Origin of the sequence: Bradyrhizobium betae (genome assembly GCF_050632175.1) — a bacterium.
GTDB classification, from domain to species: domain Bacteria; phylum Pseudomonadota; class Alphaproteobacteria; order Rhizobiales; family Xanthobacteraceae; genus Bradyrhizobium; species Bradyrhizobium betae_B.
On sequence record NZ_CP192576.1, the window covers coordinates 2,288,894 to 2,306,118 of the forward strand.

The 17,225-nt window shown below is 63.3% G+C and carries 12 protein-coding genes and 2 pseudogenes; 10 read left to right on the forward strand and 4 right to left on the reverse strand.

The genetic code is table 11. From position 1 onward, the window contains the following. Positions 1-251: 251 nt before the first annotated feature. Complete coding sequence (locus tag ACQ86E_RS11180; RefSeq protein WP_431205434.1) at positions 252-428, forward strand: DUF2934 domain-containing protein; 177 nt, start codon at positions 252-254, stop codon at positions 426-428. Between the two features lie 62 nt (positions 429-490). Here ACQ86E_RS11180 and ACQ86E_RS11185 read toward each other — a convergent pair whose 3' ends face one another. Beyond that, positions 491-1,081, reverse strand: a complete 591-nt coding sequence (locus ACQ86E_RS11185) for a PadR family transcriptional regulator (protein ID WP_431205435.1) — start codon at positions 1,079-1,081, stop codon at positions 491-493. 202 nt (positions 1,082-1,283) lie between these two features. Between ACQ86E_RS11185 and ACQ86E_RS11190 the strand changes: the two genes are divergently transcribed. The 4 genes and pseudogenes from ACQ86E_RS11190 (at position 1,284) to ACQ86E_RS11205 (ending at position 7,004) form a co-directional block, all read left to right on the forward strand. After that, a complete protein-coding gene (locus tag ACQ86E_RS11190; RefSeq protein ID WP_431205436.1) occupies positions 1,284-1,670 on the forward strand; it encodes a nuclear transport factor 2 family protein in 387 nt (128 codons plus the stop codon). A gap of 34 nt (positions 1,671-1,704) precedes the next feature. After that, positions 1,705-3,494, forward strand: a pseudogene (locus tag ACQ86E_RS11195) (acyl-CoA dehydrogenase C-terminal domain-containing protein). A 70-nt stretch (positions 3,495-3,564) separates the two neighbouring features. Beyond that, a pseudogene (locus ACQ86E_RS11200) lies at positions 3,565-4,772 on the forward strand (acetyl-CoA C-acetyltransferase). Positions 4,773-4,790: 18 nt separating this feature from the next. After that, on the forward strand, positions 4,791-7,004 hold the full coding sequence (locus ACQ86E_RS11205) for an FAD-dependent oxidoreductase (protein ID WP_431205437.1): 2,214 nt from the start codon (positions 4,791-4,793) through the stop codon (positions 7,002-7,004). A gap of 455 nt (positions 7,005-7,459) precedes the next feature. Here the strand turns inward: ACQ86E_RS11205 and ACQ86E_RS11210 are convergent, their stop codons facing one another. After that, positions 7,460-7,768 carry a hypothetical protein gene (locus tag ACQ86E_RS11210; protein ID WP_431205438.1) on the reverse strand — a complete coding sequence of 103 codons (309 nt, stop codon included), beginning with the start codon at positions 7,766-7,768 and terminating at the stop codon, positions 7,460-7,462. Between the two features lie 222 nt (positions 7,769-7,990). Continuing rightward, entirely contained in the window at positions 7,991-8,605 is a 615-nt protein-coding gene (gstA, locus tag ACQ86E_RS11215) for a glutathione transferase GstA (RefSeq protein ID WP_431205439.1), read from the reverse strand. 126 nt (positions 8,606-8,731) lie between these two features. Between gstA and ACQ86E_RS11220 the strand changes: the two genes are divergently transcribed. The 5 genes from ACQ86E_RS11220 (at position 8,732) to ACQ86E_RS11240 (ending at position 15,185) form a co-directional block, all read left to right on the forward strand. Continuing rightward, positions 8,732-9,229, forward strand: coding sequence for a MarR family winged helix-turn-helix transcriptional regulator (locus tag ACQ86E_RS11220; RefSeq protein WP_431205440.1), 498 nt, complete (start codon positions 8,732-8,734; stop codon positions 9,227-9,229). 100 nt (positions 9,230-9,329) lie between these two features. Next, on the forward strand, positions 9,330-10,700 hold the full coding sequence (locus ACQ86E_RS11225) for a glutamate--cysteine ligase (protein ID WP_431205441.1): 1,371 nt from the start codon (positions 9,330-9,332) through the stop codon (positions 10,698-10,700). 130 nt (positions 10,701-10,830) lie between these two features. Beyond that, positions 10,831-11,421, forward strand: coding sequence for a PAN domain-containing protein (locus tag ACQ86E_RS11230; RefSeq protein ID WP_431205442.1), 591 nt, complete (start codon positions 10,831-10,833; stop codon positions 11,419-11,421). 239 nt (positions 11,422-11,660) lie between these two features. Then, entirely contained in the window at positions 11,661-14,177 is a 2,517-nt protein-coding gene (locus tag ACQ86E_RS11235) for a glycogen/starch/alpha-glucan phosphorylase (protein WP_431205443.1), read from the forward strand. Positions 14,178-14,369: 192 nt separating this feature from the next. Further along, positions 14,370-15,185: an acyl-CoA thioesterase gene (locus tag ACQ86E_RS11240; protein WP_431205444.1), complete on the forward strand. Its 816-nt coding sequence runs from the start codon at positions 14,370-14,372 to the stop codon at positions 15,183-15,185. 174 nt (positions 15,186-15,359) lie between these two features. Here ACQ86E_RS11240 and ACQ86E_RS11245 read toward each other — a convergent pair whose 3' ends face one another. Beyond that, complete coding sequence (locus ACQ86E_RS11245) at positions 15,360-16,976, reverse strand: phosphoenolpyruvate carboxykinase (protein ID WP_431205445.1); 1,617 nt, start codon at positions 16,974-16,976, stop codon at positions 15,360-15,362. Between the last annotated feature and the right edge of the window lie 249 nt (positions 16,977-17,225).

Below are 17,225 nucleotides of genomic sequence, written 5' to 3' on the forward strand. Positions count from 1 at the left end.
CCCCACCCGGCGCCTCCAGTCTCCCCACGCGTGCCGGTTGCAAAGACAATCGGATTCTGCGCGGGTCGTCTGCCTCGAAAACCGACTTTTGTCTGTTACGGTAAATAACGGGTTAAGGAACCCCTTGACGGTGTCTTAAAGTTGGGCGGCGGGGGCCGCCCCGATCCGTCGGGCCTCACCCTCAAAGCTCTCCTGCAGGAACCCTATGCGGGTTCGCCACTTGGAGCTTCAGCAACCAAGGAGGGCTGAACATGGCCGGTTTGACTGAAGAAGACGTTCGCAAACGCGCCTATGAAATCTGGAAAGATGCCGGCCAGCCCAACGAGAAAATGGACAGCTTCTGGTATGAGGCTGAGAAGGAGCTGTTGGCCGAAAGGTCCGAGCAGGGCGATGTGCCGCCCGGCATGAGCGACAATTTGCCGGTCTAGCCTGGCTTACGGACTCGCCGCCCCGAAGGCGACGTCCCCGATCCATTCTCCACGCGGCCACCTCAGCCCTTGCCCTCGCGCTTGCCGTCCTCCAGAGGCACCACGGCGCCCTTGCTGCTCATCGCCGACATGGCCTCGAGCGCCTCCTCGCAAAAGTCCGCCACCATCTGTTCGTGCCGGGCACCGAGCTGGAGCAGCAGCAGATTGCCGAGGTCGAGCACGCCTGCCGCCGTCCCTTCCGGAAAACGCTTCTTCAGGATGCGCTCGTAGTTCGCATGGCGGTCGCGGTGGTGCTCCAGCCGGGCCATCAGATCGGTGCGCATGGGCTCGATGTCGATGCTGTCGAGCGCATGCAGGCGGATCAGGAGGTCGTCCTTGATCGAGGGCGGCGTGCTCGGCCGCGCGGCCCAGTGCCGCAGCGCTGTTCGCCCTTCCGGAGTGAGCGTATAGATGAGTTTATTGGGTTTGCCTGATTGGACGACCTCGCGACCCTGGATGTAGCCGCGGTCGCGCAGCTTGGAGAGCTCGCGGTAGATTTGCTGATGGTCGGCCTTCCAGAAGAAGCCGATCGAGGAGTCGAACGTCTTGGCCAGCTCGTAGCCTGTCATCGGACGTTCCGTCAGGCATGCGAGGATTGCGTCGCCCAGCGCCATGGCACCTGCTCCCTTGAGGTCCCGACCAATTGACTTGACTTTATGCGCATTGGTGCATATGCGTCAATGTGCATATGAAATGCCAACGGTCGGGGCTCAATACTCGACCCGAAAACATAGCGACATCAAACTCCTCGCTACTGTGCATGGGGTTGTTTTCGAGCTTTTGCCAAGGCCTTTGATCTAGGGAGGCATCCTGACAATGACCGGCCTCGAGTCCTGGTACGCCTTCATGAAGTCCCATGATGCGAAAGCGCTCTGGGATCTGCTGCATCCTGACGCCGTGTTCGAAAGCCCCGTGGTACACTCGCCGCAGCGCGGCCGCGACATCACCTTCAAATACCTCGCCAGCGCCGAAAAAGTGCTCGGCGGTCCCGGCTTCACCTATGTCGGCGAGTGGACGAGCACCAATGGCGCCGTGCTCGAGTTCAAGACCATCATCGACGGCATCGAACTCAACGGCGTCGACATCATCACCTTCGACAGCGAGGGACGCATCACGAATTTCAAGGTGATGGTGCGTCCGCTCAAGGCGATCAACATGCTGCACCGCCTGATGGCGGAGCAGCTTGCCGCTGCCCAATCCTAAGCAACATCATCAGACCGCCTGCCGGGAGACCACCATGCCGATCTACAAAGCCCCCGTCGAAGACGTGAACTTCCTGCTCAACGACGTCTTCCAGATCGACCGCTACGACAATCTGGCCGGCTTCTCCGACGCGTCGAGCGACGTGCGCGAAGCCATTCTCGGTGAAGCCGCCAAGCTATCCGAAGAGGTGCTGCAGCCGCTGAATCGTGCCGGCGATCTGGAAGGCTGCAAGCGCGCCGATGACGGCAGCGTCACCACGCCGAAGGGCTTCAAGGACGCCTTCAGGCAGGTCGCCGAGGGCGGCTGGCTTGGTCTGTCGGCGCCGACCGAGTATGGCGGGCAGGGGCTTCCCGTGACGCTGAGCCAGGCTGTCAATGAATTCCAGTGCTCGGCCAACATGGCGTTCTCGATGTACGGCGGCCTCACCATGGGCGCGACCGCGGCGCTGATCGTCCACGGTTCGCCGGAGCAGAAGACCACCTACGTGCCGAAGATGGTGGCGGGTGAATGGACCGGCACCATGAACCTGACCGAGCCGCAGTGCGGCACCGATCTCGGCATGCTCCGCACCAAGGCGGTGCGCCAGGCCGACGGCAGCTTTAAGATCACGGGCACCAAGATCTTCATCTCGGCCGGCGAGCATGACCTCGCCCCCAACATCATCCACCTCGTGCTTGCCCGCGTCGAGGGCGCGCCCGCCGGCATCAAGGGCGTGTCGCTGTTCGTGGTACCGAAATTCCTGGTCAATGCCGACGGTTCGGTGGGGCAGCGCAATGGCGTCGTCTGCGGCTCGATCGAGCACAAGATGGGCATCCACGGCAATTCCACCTGCGTGATGAATTACGACAACGCCACGGGCTGGCTGATCGGCGAAGAGAACAAGGGCATGCAGGGCATGTTCGTGATGATGAACGAGGCCCGACTCGGCGTCGCGGTTCAGGGCCTCGCGCAGTCCGAGGTCGCCTATCAGAACGCTGTTGCCTATGCCCGCGAGCGCATCCAGGGCCGTTCGCTCACCGGCGCCAAGGCGCCGGACAAGGCGGCCGACCCGATCATCGTGCATCCCGACGTGCGGCGCACGCTGCTCTCGATCCGCGCCTTCAACGAGGCCGCGCGCGCCTTCGTGATGTGGACTGCGCTGAAGAGCGACGTCGCCCATCGCTCCGAGGATGCCAAGGACCGCCAGGCCGCCGACGACCACATGGGGCTGATGACGCCGGTGCTGAAAGGCTTCCTCACCGAGTACGGTTTCGCCAACGCGGTGCAGGCGCAGCAGATGTATGGCGGCCACGGCTACATCGCCGAGCACGGCATGGAGCAGTTCGTGCGCGATGCTCGCATCGCCATGATCTATGAAGGCGCCAACGGCATCCAGGCGCTCGACCTCGTCGGCCGCAAGCTGCCGCGCGACGGCGGCCGTGCCATCATGGCTTTCTTCGGCGAGGTCGGCGCGTTCGCCAAGGAGAACGGCGGCGACGAGGCCCTGAAGCCCTTCATCACCCCCTCTCGACCTCGCTCGGTCACCTCCAGCAGGCCACCACTTGGCTGATGCAGAACGCGATGATGAAGCCGGACAATGCCGGCGCCGCCGCAACCGACTACCTGCACCTCTTCGGCTTCGTCGCCCTCGGCTACATGTGGGCGAAGATGGCAAAGGTGACGCAGGCCAAGATTGCCGACAGCGGGGCCACGCCCTATCTGTCGACCAAGCTCGTCACCGGCCGCTTCTTCATGGAACGGATGCTGCCGGAGACTGCCGCCAATCTCGCGCGCATCCAGGCCGGCTCCGACACCATCATGGAACTGGCGGCGGAAGCTTTCTGAGAATATTCGCGTCCCCGACAATCTCGACCGCACCGCGGTCGCAACCAATCGCTGCAATCAGGAGGCTCCCATGGCAGATGCCTATATCTACGATCACGTCCGCACCCCCGCGGCCGCGGCAAGGCCGACGGCGCGCTTCACGAAGTCACTGCGCTCGCGCTCGCCACCGTGCCGCTGAAGGCCCTGAAGGACCGCAACAACCTTCCGGAAGATGCCGTCGACGACGTCATCCTCGGCGTGGTCGATCCGGTCGGTGAAGCCGGCTCCGACATCGCGCGCTTTGCGGCGCTGAAGGCCGGCCTCGGTGAAGCCGTTCCCGGCGTGCAGATCAGCCGCTTCTGCGCGTCCGGCCTCGACGCCGTGAATTTTGCCGCAGCCCAGGTGATGAGCGGCCAGCATGAGCTGGTCATCGGCGGTGGCGCGGAATCGATGAGCCGCGTCGGCATCGGCGCCTCCGGCGGCGCCTGGCCGATGGATCCGTCGATGGCGGTGCCGTCCTATTTCATGCCGCAGGGTGTCTCGGCCGACCTGATCGCGACCAAATACGGCTTCTCGCGCGACGACGTCGACGCCTACGCGGTGCAGAGCCAGCAGCGCGCTGCGAAGTCCTGGGAGGAAGGCCGCTTCGACAAGTCCGTGGTGCCGGTGAAGGACATCAACGGCCTCACCATCCTCGCCAAGGACGAGCACATGCGTCCCTCGACGACGATGCAGTCGCTGGCGCAGCTGCAGCCGGCGTTCACGATGATGGCGCAGATGGGCGGCTTCGACGGCGTCGCGGTGCAGTCGCATCCGGAGATCGAGCGCGTCAATTACGTGCACCACGCCGGCAACTCCTCGGGCATCGTCGACGGCGCCGGCGCCGTGCTGCTCGGCAGCAAGGAGGCCGCCAGCAAGTACGGCCTGAAGCCGCGCGCAAAAATCCGCGCCTTCGCCAACATCGGCTCCGAGCCGGCGATGATGCTGACCGGTCCAGTCGACGTCACCGAGAAGCTGTTCGCACGCTCCGGCATGAAGAAGTCGGACATCGACCTGTTCGAGCTCAACGAGGCCTTCGCCTCCGTCGTGCTGCGCTACATCCAGGCCTTCGACATCGACAACGCCAAGATCAACGTCAATGGCGGTGCGATTGCGCTCGGCCATCCGCTCGGCGCCACCGGCGCGATGATTCTTGGCACCGTGCTCGACGAGCTCGAGCGCACCAACAAGTCCACCGCCCTCGTCACGCTGTGCATCGGCGGCGGCATGGGCACCGCGACCATCATCGAGCGCGTGTAAGGATAGGGAGCGACCAACATGGCTTACAAGAACTTCAAGGTTGAGACCGATTCCGACGGCGTCGCGCTCGTGACCTGGGACATCCCGGGCCGTTCGATGAACGTGCTCGACGAGACCTCGACCAACGAGCTCGACGCGATCGTCAAGGAAACCACGGCTGATGCCGCGGTGAAGGGCGTCGTCATCACCTCCGCCAAGGAGGCGTTCTGCGCCGGCGCCGATCTGTCGATGCTGGAAGGCATGAACCGGGCCTACGCCAAGGTCTTCAAGGAGCAAGGCGAGACCGCCGCGAACCAGATGCTGTTCGACCAGAGCCGGCGCTTCTCGCTGGTGCTGCGTTCGATCGAGACCTCAGGCAAGCCGTGGGCGGCCGCGATCAACGGCCTCGCGCTCGGCGGCGGCTTCGAGATCACGCTGTGCTGCCACTATCGCGTCGCCGCGGAGAATCCCAAGACGCGTCTCGGTCTGCCCGAGGTCAAGGTCGGCCTGTTCCCCGGCGCGGGCGGCACGCAGCGCGTGCCGCGCCTGGTGCCGCCGCAGGACGCCATGACGATCCTGCTCAAGGGCGACCCGGTCACGGTCGAAAAGGCGAAGGCGCTGAACCTCATTCATGCCGTCGTTCCCGCCGCCGACCTCGTCAAGGCCGCCAAGGACTGGATCAGGGGCGGCGGCAAGGCCGTCGCGCCCTGGGACGAGAAGGGCTACAAGCTCCCGGGCGGTCCGGTGTTCTCCAAGGCCGGCATGATGATGTTCCCGGCCGGCAACGCGATCTACCGCCGCGAGACCTACGACAATTATCCGGCCGCGCGCGCCATCATGAGCTGCGTCTATGAAGGCCTGCAGTTGCCGATCGATGCAGCACTCCGCGTCGAGTCGCGCTACTTCACCTCGGTGCTGCGCTCGAAGGAAGCGGCAGCGATGATCCGCAGCCTGTTCCTGTCGATGCAGGAGCTCAACAAGGGCGCACGCCGTCCGAAGGAGGTGCCCGCAACCAAGGTGAAGAAGATCGCCGTGATCGGCGCCGGCTTCATGGGCGCCAGCGTCGGCTACGTCTCGGCCCGCGCCGGCCTCGACGTCGTTCTGATCGACCGCGACCAGGAGAGCGCCGACAAGGGCAAGGCGCACGCGCAGAAGGTGATCGAGGAGCAGATCAAGAAGGGCCGCGCCAAGCCCGCTGATGCGGAAGCCCTGCTCGCGCGCATCACGGCGACTGCCGACTATGCCGCGCTGAAGGACGTCGACCTCGTCATCGAGGCCGTGTTCGAGGACCGCAAGGTCAAGGCGGAGACCTTCGCCAAGGCGCAGGAGCATATGAAGCCGGACGTGATCTTTGCGTCGAACACCTCGACGCTGCCGATCACCTCGCTGGCCGAAGGGTTCAAGGACCAGGGCAAGTTCGTCGGCATCCACTTCTTCTCGCCGGTCGAGAAAATGATGCTCGTCGAGATCATCAAGGGCAAGAACACCGGCGATGTCGCGCTCGCGACCGCGCTCGATTACGTCCGGCAGATCGGCAAGACGCCGATCGTGGTGAACGACAGCCGCGGCTTCTTCGCCAATCGCTGCGTCGGCCGCTACGTCGCCGAGGGCAACGAGATGTTCCTCGAAGGCGTGCCGCCGGCGATGATCGAGAACTGCGCCAAGATGGCCGGCATGCCGGTCGGCCCGCTTTCGCTCTCGGATGAAGTCGCGCTCGACCTTGGCCTCAAGATCATGAAGGCGACGGAAGCCGATCTCGGCCCCAACGCCATCAACCCCGATCAGAAGAAGCTGATGGTGGAGCTGGTCGAGAAACAAGGCCGTCTGGGCCGCAAGAACAGCAAGGGCTTCTACGACTACCCCGAGAAGGGCAAGGGCCAGAAGAGCCTGTGGCCGGGTCTCTCGGCCCTGCAGCCGAAGCAGCTCGACCCCGATACGCTCGATGTCGAGGAGCTGAAGCAGCGCTTTCTGGTGGTGCAGGCGGTGGAAGCCGCGCGTACGGTGGAAGACCACGTGATCACCGATCCGCGTGAGGCGGATGTCGGCTCGATCCTCGGCTTCGGCTTCGCGCCGTTCACCGGCGGCACGCTGTCCTACATCGACTTCATGGGCACGAAAAAGTTCGTCGAGCTCTGCCACAAGCTGGAAGCAAAGTACGGCTCGCGTTTCACCCCGCCGAAGCTGCTCGAGGAGATGGCCGCGAAGGGCGAAACCTTCTACGACCGCTTCGCGCCGAAGAAGGCGGCGGCTTAAGTCCAAGCTCTGAACGACGGAGCATCAAGAAAGGCCGGATAATCGATCCGGCCTTTTTCTTTGGCCCGGCATCATCACGGTTGCGTCAGGCATTTCCCAGGTTGTGGAACACGTCACAAAATCCGCGTAGGAACCACGCCAGAGTTCCGATGCGGGCGATCTCGCTGCAAATGCCATGGGGGCGTCAAAGCGGTGCCGTTCTTTTGCTCGGCTCTGGCATTAGTCTTGCTACGAAATTTGGATCAGTCGGCGGATTAGATCGCTGCCGGCAACCGACAGGTTTGCCGAATAAGAGGAAAGTGCTCTGAATGAATTCGCATGCGCTCCAGAAGACCACGCTCGACTGCGAACTGTCCGCGAGATATGGAGCTGCGCCTGCGCTCGCCCGCCTAGTGCCTCAACCGAACGGTATGCGTCTGCGGCGAAAAGGGCCGATGTTTTGGGCAGCTTCGGCGTTACTTGTGCTGGCGGCGGACGCTCTGCTCGCTCTGCTCGCCTGGGGCGCCGTCGATCTCGTCCTGAAGTGAAATTTCGCGCCTGTGCATCAAATACGTCGCGGCCAGATAGGCGAGTTCCGAGACAACGAGACAGGCGGTGATAATTGTGACGCCTGCGATGAGGCCAAACTCGTAGATGTGAAGAATGATCGCCGCAAACAATGCAATCAGCGGTGAAATGAGGATTAGGGCCCAGACCCGGTACGTGAATCCGGTGGCCAGTCCTGCCAATGCACTTACAAGAATGAGCAAAAGGGCGACCGTCAAATTCAACCTCGGTGAGAGCACTCCTGATCTGCAACTGAAGCTTGGCGCCCTTCGCCGGCGGGAACAAGACAGGACTGCTTACTTAGTACGAACAGTGGTTCATAAGTCTATGCAAAGGTACGATGATCCCGTGGGTTGGGTTCTCGTCAACCGGACCTTTTGGAGAAGCTAAAGTCCGGACGTCGGTCCGGCCTTTAGCTTCTTGTTGGGTCTTTGGGCAGCTCAGGCGGCCTGCGCGAGGCCTTCCTTCTTCAGTGCCTCCTGTACCTGCGGCCGCGCTGCGACGCGGGCCTTGTAGGCGGAGAGGTTCGGCATCGCCGAAAGGTCGAACTTCATCCGGTCGCCCCAGGTCAGCATCGTGAAGAGATAGCCGTCGGCGACCGTGAACTGCTTGCCCATGAGGTAGTCCCGGCCGGCGAGCTGGCTGTCGATGTATTTCAGCTTGCCCATGACCCTGTCCTTGAAGAACGCCTTGGCGTCGTCGTTCAGCGCCGGCGCGAACATGGGGCCGAAACTCTTGTGCACCTCCGAGGTGAGGAAGTTCAGCCATTCGAGCAGCTTGTAGCGCTCGGCACTGCCGTGGGCAGGAGCCAGCGCCTTGGCCGCGGCCTTGTCGGCGATCATCTGGACAATGACCGGGCCTTCGGTCACGATCTCACCGCTGTCGAGGCCCAGCGCGGGGACCTGACCTTTGGGGTTTAGCTTCAGATAATCCTCACCATTTTCGAGCTTCTTGGCCCTGATATCGACCTTGACCAGTTCATAGGGCAGGCCGGCTTCCAGGAGAGCGATGTGAGGAGACAGGGAGCAGGCGCCGGGCGAGTAATAGAGTTTCATGGAATTTCCTCCTCTTGACGCTTGGTTGCGGCGAATAAACGCCTACATGCACGTGCATGCAATAGTCAAGATTGATGCAGGTGCATCGAGTGGGGTAAGAGACAGGCGACGAGTTTGAGCGGGACCATGAAACGCAAGCCATCGACCGAGGCAACTTCCGCCTGGATCCGCCTGATGCGGGTGCAGAGTCGCGTGCTCAATTGCGTCGAGCAGGACCTGAAGAAGGCGGGCTTCCCGCCGCTGGCCTGGTACGACGCGCTGCTGGAACTGTCGCGGGCGCCCTCGGGGGAATTGCGGCCTGTGGAACTCGAGCGGCAGATGCTGATTCCGCAATATTCCACCTCGCGCCTGATCGACCGCCTGGTCGACGAGGGCCTCGCCTCCCGGCGCGAATGCAAGATCGACAAGCGCGGCCAGTTCGTTGAGATCACCGAAGCGGGCCGCGAGTTGCAGAAGCGGATGTGGGGTGCCTACTCCGCCGCGATCGAGAAATATGTCGGCTCGAAACTGTCCGATGCGGATGCCGTCAAGCTCAGCGGTCTGCTCGACCGCCTGGGCTGCTCGTGCGGCGAGATGAAACTGCCGCCCGTCGCCAGCGTCAACGAAACCTCGCCGCCGCGATGATCACGCGGCCCACCAGCACGTCCGCGCACCTCAGGGTTCGCGGACCATCCCTGTCACCCGCGCGCCTTCGATCGAAGCGCCTTTTTGATTAGAGTTTGATATGGCGCGAGACCAGATCGACATGACGCCGCTGCAATCGCGTGACGAGCTCGTCGCGTGGTTCGAGGCCGGCTGCAAGCCACCGTCCGAGTGGCGAATGGGCACCGAGCACGAGAAGACGCCATTCACGCTCGAAGGCCACCGTCCGGTGCCTTACGAAGGCCCGCGCGGCATCGGCGCACTGCTCGAAGGCATGAAGCTCCTGCTCGGCTGGGAGCCGATCATGGAGAAGGGCAACATCATCGGCCTCTACGACGTCACCGGGGGCGGGGCGATCTCGCTTGAGCCCGGCGGACAGTTCGAGCTCTCCGGCGCGCCGGTCGAGAACGTGCACCAGACCCAGAGCGAGTTGATGGCGCACCTGGCGCAGGTGCGCGAGATCGCAACCCCGCTCGGCATCGGCTTCCTCGGCCTCGGCATGACGCCGTCCTGGTCGCGCGCCGACATCCCGGTGATGCCGAAGGGCCGCTACAAGATCATGACCAACTACATGCCGAAGGTCGGCCAATATGGCCTCGACATGATGTACCGGACCTGCACGGTGCAAACCAATCTCGACTTCTCCTCCGAAGCCGACATGGTCAAGAAGCTGCGCGTCTCGCTCGCGCTTCAGCCGGTCGCGACCGCCTTGTTCGCCAATTCGCCGTTCACCGAGGGCAAGCCGAATGGCTTCCTCTCCTTCCGCTCCGAGATCTGGCGCGATACCGACAATGCGCGCGCCGGCATGATGCCGTGGGCGTTCGAGGACGGCATGGGCTTCGAGCGCTATGTGGACTACGCGCTCGACGTGCCCATGTATTTCGTCAAGCGCGAGGAGGATTACATCGACGTGTCGGGTTCCTCGTTCCGCGCCTTCTTCGACGGCCGCAACAACAATCTGCCCGGCGAGCGTCCGACACTGTCGGACTGGGCCAACCATCTTTCGACGATCTTCCCCGAGGTCCGGCTCAAGCGCTATCTCGAAATGCGCGGCTCCGATGGCGGCCCGTGGGGTCGGCTGCCGGCGCTGTCGGCGTTCTGGGCCGGACTTCTTTATGACGATGTGTCGCTTGATGCCGCCTGGGACCTGGTGAAGCACTGGACCGCGCCCGAGCGCCAAGCCTTGCGCGACGACGTGCCGCGCTTCGGCTTCAAGGCGCGGATCAAGGACCGTTATCTGTTCGAGATCGCCAAGGAATGCCTCGTCCTGGCCCATGCCGGCCTGCGCCGGCGCGGCCGGATCGACCAGCTCGGCCGCGACGAAACCCGGCATCTGGAGCCGCTCGACCGAATCATCGATTCCGGCCGGACTCCGGCCGAGGAGATGCTGGAGAAGTTCAAAGGGCCCTGGAACGGCTCGGTGGAACCGGCCTACGCGGAATACGCATTCTAGACCACAGGCGAAGTCCTAGACCATAGGCGGACGACCGGGGCTTCGGCCGTTCATCGCCCATACAGGTTTGCGGCGATCAAATGACCGCTGAAAAAACCTGAGCGCCGTCAATAACTCGAAAGCTGTTCCGATGGGGAAGGGCCGCCTGCCTGAGGCCGTTATGGCAAAGGTTTTGGCCAAGGTCTCGGCATGCGTCGTGGCCTGCGCCATGCTGCTGTCGCTCATGTTCGCGAGCGAGCTTGCACGCGCCCAGACGGCGTTCGACCGGCCCGGCGGCGACTATTTCAGTACGCCGGTCACCTCAGGTGACCCGGAGGATTGCGCGCTGCAATGCGAGCGCGATCGTCGCTGCCGCTCGTGGAGCTTCAGCTATCCCGACATCGACGGCGCCGCTGCTGTTTGCTGGCTGAAGAATACGGTGCCGCCGCGCGTCCCCGGCAATTGCTGCATCTCCGGTGTCCGTGGCGCCGGCGTGATCGAGCCGCGGGTCGAAGGCGTGGAGACCTCGATCGACCGCCCCGGCGGTGACTTGCGCAATTTCGAGATCAAGGACGGTGCAGGCGAAGAGGCCTGCAAGGCCGCCTGCACCGCCGACAACAAATGCCGCGCCTTCACCTATGCCCGTCCCGGCTACACCGGACGTGAAGCGCGCTGCTTCCTGAAAAAGGAAATCAAGCCGCCGCGCCGCAAGGCGGGATTCACGTCCGGCGTGGTTAGATAGCGGCTTGCTCTTTGACCACGCCGAGGGATTTCACACCCGCTCGTGGATAATCACTGCTGACGCGAGCTGGCCCCGACGTAGCAAATCTGCCTCACACCGTACGCTTCCGGGTTTCCAAATCGGCCCATTCCTTGCATAATTTTACGCCAGCGCAGTGCACGGCCGCACCAGCGATGGTTTCGGTGCGGGGGCAATACGCGTAGGGTTAGTAGTGTTCTCGCGACCAGGAAGTGATGCCCTTGCAAGATCAATCGTTCCAGCCAAATTTCCCAGCTCCCGGCCAGCCCATCGACGAACTCGCGCTGGCTGAGATCAAGGGCACGATCCTGGCGAAACTGCGCCTTGCGATCGGCAAGGACGCCGGCATGGCGACCAAGCACGACTGGTACCAGGCCGCTGCGCTCGCGCTGCGCGACCGCATCGTGCACCGCTGGCTCACAGCCGAGAAGCACAGCTACGACGCCGGGCGCAAGCGCGTCTATTATCTCTCGCTCGAATTCCTGATCGGCCGTCTATTCACCGACGCGCTGAACAACATGGGGCTGCTCAAGATCTTCGAGGTCGCGCTCGGCGATCTCGGCGTCTCGCTGCCTGAGCTCCGCAAATGCGAGCCGGATGCCGCGCTCGGCAATGGCGGCTTGGGGCGGCTCGCCGCCTGCTTCATGGAAAGCATGGCCACGCTGTCGATCCCGGCGATCGGCTACGGCATCCGCTACGATTACGGCCTGTTCCGCCAGATCATCAATCAGGGCTGGCAGCAGGAATATCCGGATGAATGGCTCGGCTTCGGCAATCCCTGGGAATTGCAGCGGCCGGAGGTCATCTACGACATCAATTTCGGCGGCGGCGTCGAGCATGTCGACGACAAGGGGCGTGACCGCGCGATCTGGCACCCGGGCGAGACGGTGCAGGCGATCGCCTATGACACGCCGATCGTCGGCTGGCGCGGTCAGCACGTCAATGCGCTCCGCCTGTGGTCGGCGCGCTCGCCCGATCCGTTGAAGCTCGATGCCTTCAACAAGGGCGACTATGTCAGCGCCAGCGCCGAGCAGTCGCGCGCCGAAGCGATCTGTAAATTCCTCTATCCGAACGACGAGAGCCCCGCCGGCCGCGAGCTGCGCCTGCGCCAGGAATATTTCTTCGTCTCTGCTTCGCTGCAGGACCTCATCAAGCGGCATCTGTCGTCCGACGGCCAGCTGCGCAGCCTGTCGTCCAAGGTCGCGGTGCAGCTCAACGACACCCATCCGAGCCTTGCCGTCACCGAGTTGATGCGCATCCTCGTCGACCTGCACAATTTCCGCTGGGACGAGGCCTGGAAAATCACGGTCGCCACCCTCTCCTACACCAACCATACGCTGCTGCCCGAGGCGCTCGAGACCTGGCCGGTCGAGCTGTTCGAGCGGCTGCTGCCGCGGCATCTGGAGATCATCTACCGCATCAATGTGCAGCATCTCGCGCTTGCCGAAGCGCGCGCCCCCGGCGATATCGATTTCCGCGCGTCGGTTTCGCTGATTGACGAGAAGAGCGGCCGCCGCGTGCGCATGGGCCAGCTCGCCTTCGTCGGCTCGCACCGCATCAACGGCGTCTCGGCGATGCATTCCGACCTAATGCGCGAGACCGTGTTCCACGACCTCAACCATCTCTATCCCGGTCGCATCACCAACAAGACCAACGGCATCACCTTCCGCCGCTGGCTCATGCTGGCAAACCCGAAGCTGACCGACCTGTTGCGCGAAACCTGCGGCGATGCCGTGCTCGACGATCCGACCCAGCTCAGCCTGATCGAGGCGCGCGCCAGCGACGTCGAATTCCAGAAGAAGTTCCGCAGCGTCAAGCTTCACAACAAGATGGCGCTCGCGCGCCTGATCGGCGAACGGCTCGGCATCAAGGTCGACCCGAGCGCGCTGTTCGACGTGCAGATCAAGCGCATCCACGAATACAAGCGCCAGCTGCTCAACATCATCGAGACGGTCGCGCTGTACCAGGCGATCAAGGACGATCCCGACGGCAATTGGGTGCCGCGGGTCAAGATCTTCGCAGGCAAGGCGGCGGCGAGCTATCGCTACGCCAAGCTGATCATCAAGCTGATCAACGACGTCGCTGAGGTCGTCAACAACGACCCTGCGATCGGCGGCAAGCTCAAGGTCGTCTTCCTGCCCGATTACAATGTCAGCCTCGCGGAAGTGATCATTCCCGCCGCCGACCTGTCCGAGCAGATCTCGACCGCCGGCATGGAAGCCTCCGGCACCGGCAACATGAAGCTGTCACTGAACGGCGCCCTCACCATCGGCACGCTCGACGGCGCCAATATCGAGATCCGCGATCATGTCGGCGCTGAGAACATCGCGATCTTCGGCATGGAGGCCGGCGACGTGATGATCCGTCGCAAGCAGGGGCTGGATGCCTCCGACGTGATCCGCAAATCGCCGAAGCTGCAGCGCGCCATCAATGCGATCGGTGCCGGCGAATTCTCGTCCGGCGATCCCGGCCGCTTCGAATCCATCGCGCATGCGCTGCGCTATCTCGATCACTACATGGTCAGCGCCGACTTCGACTCCTACTACGAAGCGCAACGCAGCGTCGATGCGCGCTGGCAGGTGGCGCCGGCCTGGACGCGCGCTTCCATCCTCAACGTCGCGCGCATGGCCTGGTTCTCCTCCGACCGCACCATCCGCGAGTACGCCGAGGAAATCTGGACCGTGCCGGTGAACCCGACCACGCCGCTGCTGCCGAACCTCCGCGACGTCGCGGGCTGATTTTCCGCAAGATGAAATCGGCTTACCTGCGAGGTTATTGCATCTCGCGGAGAGGATGATGATATGATCCTCGTCATCTCCGACACCCGTCATTGCGAGCGAAGCGAAGCAATCCAGAATCTTTCCACGGTGGTCGTCTGGATTGCTTCGCTGCGCTCGCAATGACGGAGGGGCCGGCATCGAGGACCAACAATGCACGCCAAGCTCCCGCATCCGTTCGACGACGCGACCCGCATCACAGCCGGTGATTCTAGCTGGCAGGGGCACACCAGCGACGATTACTGGGCCTTTGTCGGCCCGTTCGGCGGCATCACAGCCGCGACGATCCTGCGCGCGCTGATCGAACATCCGCAACGCGCCGGCGAACCACTCGCCCTCACCGTCAATTACTGCGCGCCGATCGCCAAGGGCCCGTTCGATCTCGACATACGGCTGGTGAAGGCCAACCGCTCCAGCCAGCACTGGAGCGTCGAACTGTCGCAGGGCGGCGGCGATGTCGCGACGCTCGCCACCGCCGTGTTTGCCGAGCGCCGACCGTCGTGGGAGCACAGGGTGGCGCAATATCCTGAAGCAAAACCGTTCGAACAGACGCTACCGTTTCCGAAGATCTCGGCGTCCTGGGCCAACCAGTATGAATTCCGCTTCGTCGAGGGCGAGATGCGGATCGGCCCGCCGCAGGCCGAACTTGCCAGCACCTATTCGAAGATCTGGATAAGCGACCGCACTCCGCGCAAGCTCGACATGCTGTCGCTGATGTCGATGTCGGACGCCTTCTTCGGCCGTATCTTCCACGCGCGGCGCGAACTGGTGCCGTTCGGAACGGTGTCGCTGACGACGTATTTCCACACCGACAGCGAAGAGCTTGCGGCCGAGGACATCACCCGCGTGCTCGCGACCGCCGACTCGAAGATCATGCACAAGAGCTACGCCGACCAGAACGCCGAGCTGTGGTCGCCGAACGGGCGGCTGCTCGCGACCACGACACAGATCGCGTATTTCAAGGCGTAGGTGCCTCCACAAACTCGTCATTGCGAGGAGCCCTTGCGACGAAGCAATCCAGTCTGCCTCCACGGAGGGATCCTGGATTGCTTCGCTGCGCTCGCAAAGACGCGTGGAGAGAGCTCTCACGAAACAAAAGGGCGGCCCTGCGGCCGCCCTTTGAATTGAAGACTGAGCGAAAACCTACTCCGCCGCGAGCTTCACGTCCGGCGCGGCCGCACGCACTTCGGCGTCGACATGGGCTTCGAACTTGGCAAAGTTCTTCTGGAACATGCCGACCAGCGCGCGGGCGGTCTTGTCGAACTCGTCCTTGTCCTTCCAGGTGTTGACCGGGTTGAGGATCTCGCTGGGCACGCCCGGCAGCGCGGTCGGGACGGCGAAGCCGAAATATTTATCGGTGCGGAATTCGACGTTGCGAAGCGAGCCGTCCAGTGCGGCGGTGAGCAGCGCGCGCGTCACCTTGATCGGCATGCGCGAGCCGGTGCCGTATTTGCCGCCGGTCCACCCCGTGTTGACCAGCCAGCAATCGACATTGTGCTGGGCAATGAGGTCGCGCAGCATGTTGCCGTAGACGGACGGATCGAGCGGGAGGAAGGGCGAGCCGAAGCAGGTCGAGAATTCCGGCTGCGGCTCGGCGCCCAAGCCGCGCTCGGTGCCCGCGACCTTGGCGGTGTAGCCGGACAGGAAGTGATACATCGCCTGCGCCGGCGAGAGCTTTGCGATCGGCGGCAGCACGCCGAAGGCGTCGGCGGCGAGCATCACCACGTTCTTCGGCTGCGGCGCGCGACCGGTACGCGAGGCGTTCGGAATGAACTCGAGCGGATAGGCCGAACGCGTGTTCTCGGTCTTGGATCCGTCGTCGAAGTCGACCACGCGGGTGTCCTCGTCGAGCACGCAGTTCTCGAGCACCGCGCCGAAGCGCGTCGACGCCGCATAGATCTGCGGCTCGGCTTCCTGCGAGAGCTTGATGCACTTGGCGTAGCAGCCGCCCTCGAAGTTGAACACGCCATTCGGGCCCCAGCCATGCTCGTCGTCGCCGATCAGGGTGCGGTTGGGATCGGCCGACAGCGTGGTCTTGCCGGTGCCTGACAGCCCGAAGAAGATCGCGGCGTCGCCCTTGGCGCCGACATTGGCCGAGCAGTGCATCGGCATCACGCCGCGCTCGGGCAGATAGTAGTTCAGCGTGGTGAAGACCGACTTCTTCATCTCGCCGGCATAATAGGAGCCGCCGATCAGCACGATCTTGCGGGCGAAGTCGATCGCGACGACGTTCTCCGACTTGCAGCCATGGCGCTTCGGATCGGCGCGGAAGCTCGGCATGTCGATGATGGTGAGCTCGGGCGTGAAGGTCGACAGCTCGATCGCCTCGGGGCGGATCAGCAGCGTGCGGATGAACAGCGAGTGCCAGGCGAGTTCGGTGAAGACGCGGGTCTTGATCCGGTAAGCCGGATCGGCGCCGCCATAGAGATCCTGCGCGAACAGCTTCTTGCCTTCGGCGTGCTTGAGGAAATCCTGGTAGAGCGTCTCGAACTGCTCGGCGGTGATCGACTGGTTGCCGGCCCACCACATCTTCTTGTCGGTGGTGGCGTCACGCACCGTGAACTTGTCCTTGGGGCTGCGGCCGGTGAACTCACCGGTGTCGGCGCAGAGCGCGCCGTCAGCGGACAGCACCGCCTCGCCCGCGGCGAGCGAGTACTGATAGAGTTGCGGTGCGCCGAGGTTCCAGTGAACCTGCTTGAGATTCTTTAAGCCGAATTTGTCGGCGCCGAAGGCACCGTTGCGCACGCCCGTCTCTTGCACGAAAAATCCTCCTAGAACCCGCGACACATAGCGCGACCTGACTTTGGCGCCATCGCGGTCACCGTGAATTACAGGCCGACCGGCCTCGGTTGGACGACCTAATATCGGTGAACGCTGACGTTGCCAAGCCGATCCCTTAGGATTTGGTTTATTCAAGGACCGCGCCAAACGTCGCGCATGTCAGCCCTGAGCATCCGCATCAAAAAAATCACGAATGATCGCGCAACCAAATGCGTGTTTTGGCGTTTC

Coding starts and splice junctions, on each gene's coding strand:
- ACQ86E_RS11205 (WP_431205437.1), top strand. CDS start 4,791: ATGGCTTACAAGAACTTCAAGGTTGAGACCGATTCCGACGGCGTCGCG.
- gstA (WP_431205439.1), bottom strand. CDS start 8,605: ATGAAACTCTATTACTCGCCCGGCGCCTGCTCCCTGTCTCCTCACATC.
- ACQ86E_RS11180 (WP_431205434.1), top strand. CDS start 252: ATGGCCGGTTTGACTGAAGAAGACGTTCGCAAACGCGCCTATGAAATC.
- ACQ86E_RS11240 (WP_431205444.1), top strand. CDS start 14,370: ATGCACGCCAAGCTCCCGCATCCGTTCGACGACGCGACCCGCATCACA.
- ACQ86E_RS11230 (WP_431205442.1), top strand. CDS start 10,831: ATGGGGAAGGGCCGCCTGCCTGAGGCCGTTATGGCAAAGGTTTTGGCC.
- ACQ86E_RS11225 (WP_431205441.1), top strand. CDS start 9,330: ATGGCGCGAGACCAGATCGACATGACGCCGCTGCAATCGCGTGACGAG.
- ACQ86E_RS11185 (WP_431205435.1), bottom strand. CDS start 1,081: ATGGCGCTGGGCGACGCAATCCTCGCATGCCTGACGGAACGTCCGATG.
- ACQ86E_RS11220 (WP_431205440.1), top strand. CDS start 8,732: ATGAAACGCAAGCCATCGACCGAGGCAACTTCCGCCTGGATCCGCCTG.
- ACQ86E_RS11190 (WP_431205436.1), top strand. CDS start 1,284: ATGACCGGCCTCGAGTCCTGGTACGCCTTCATGAAGTCCCATGATGCG.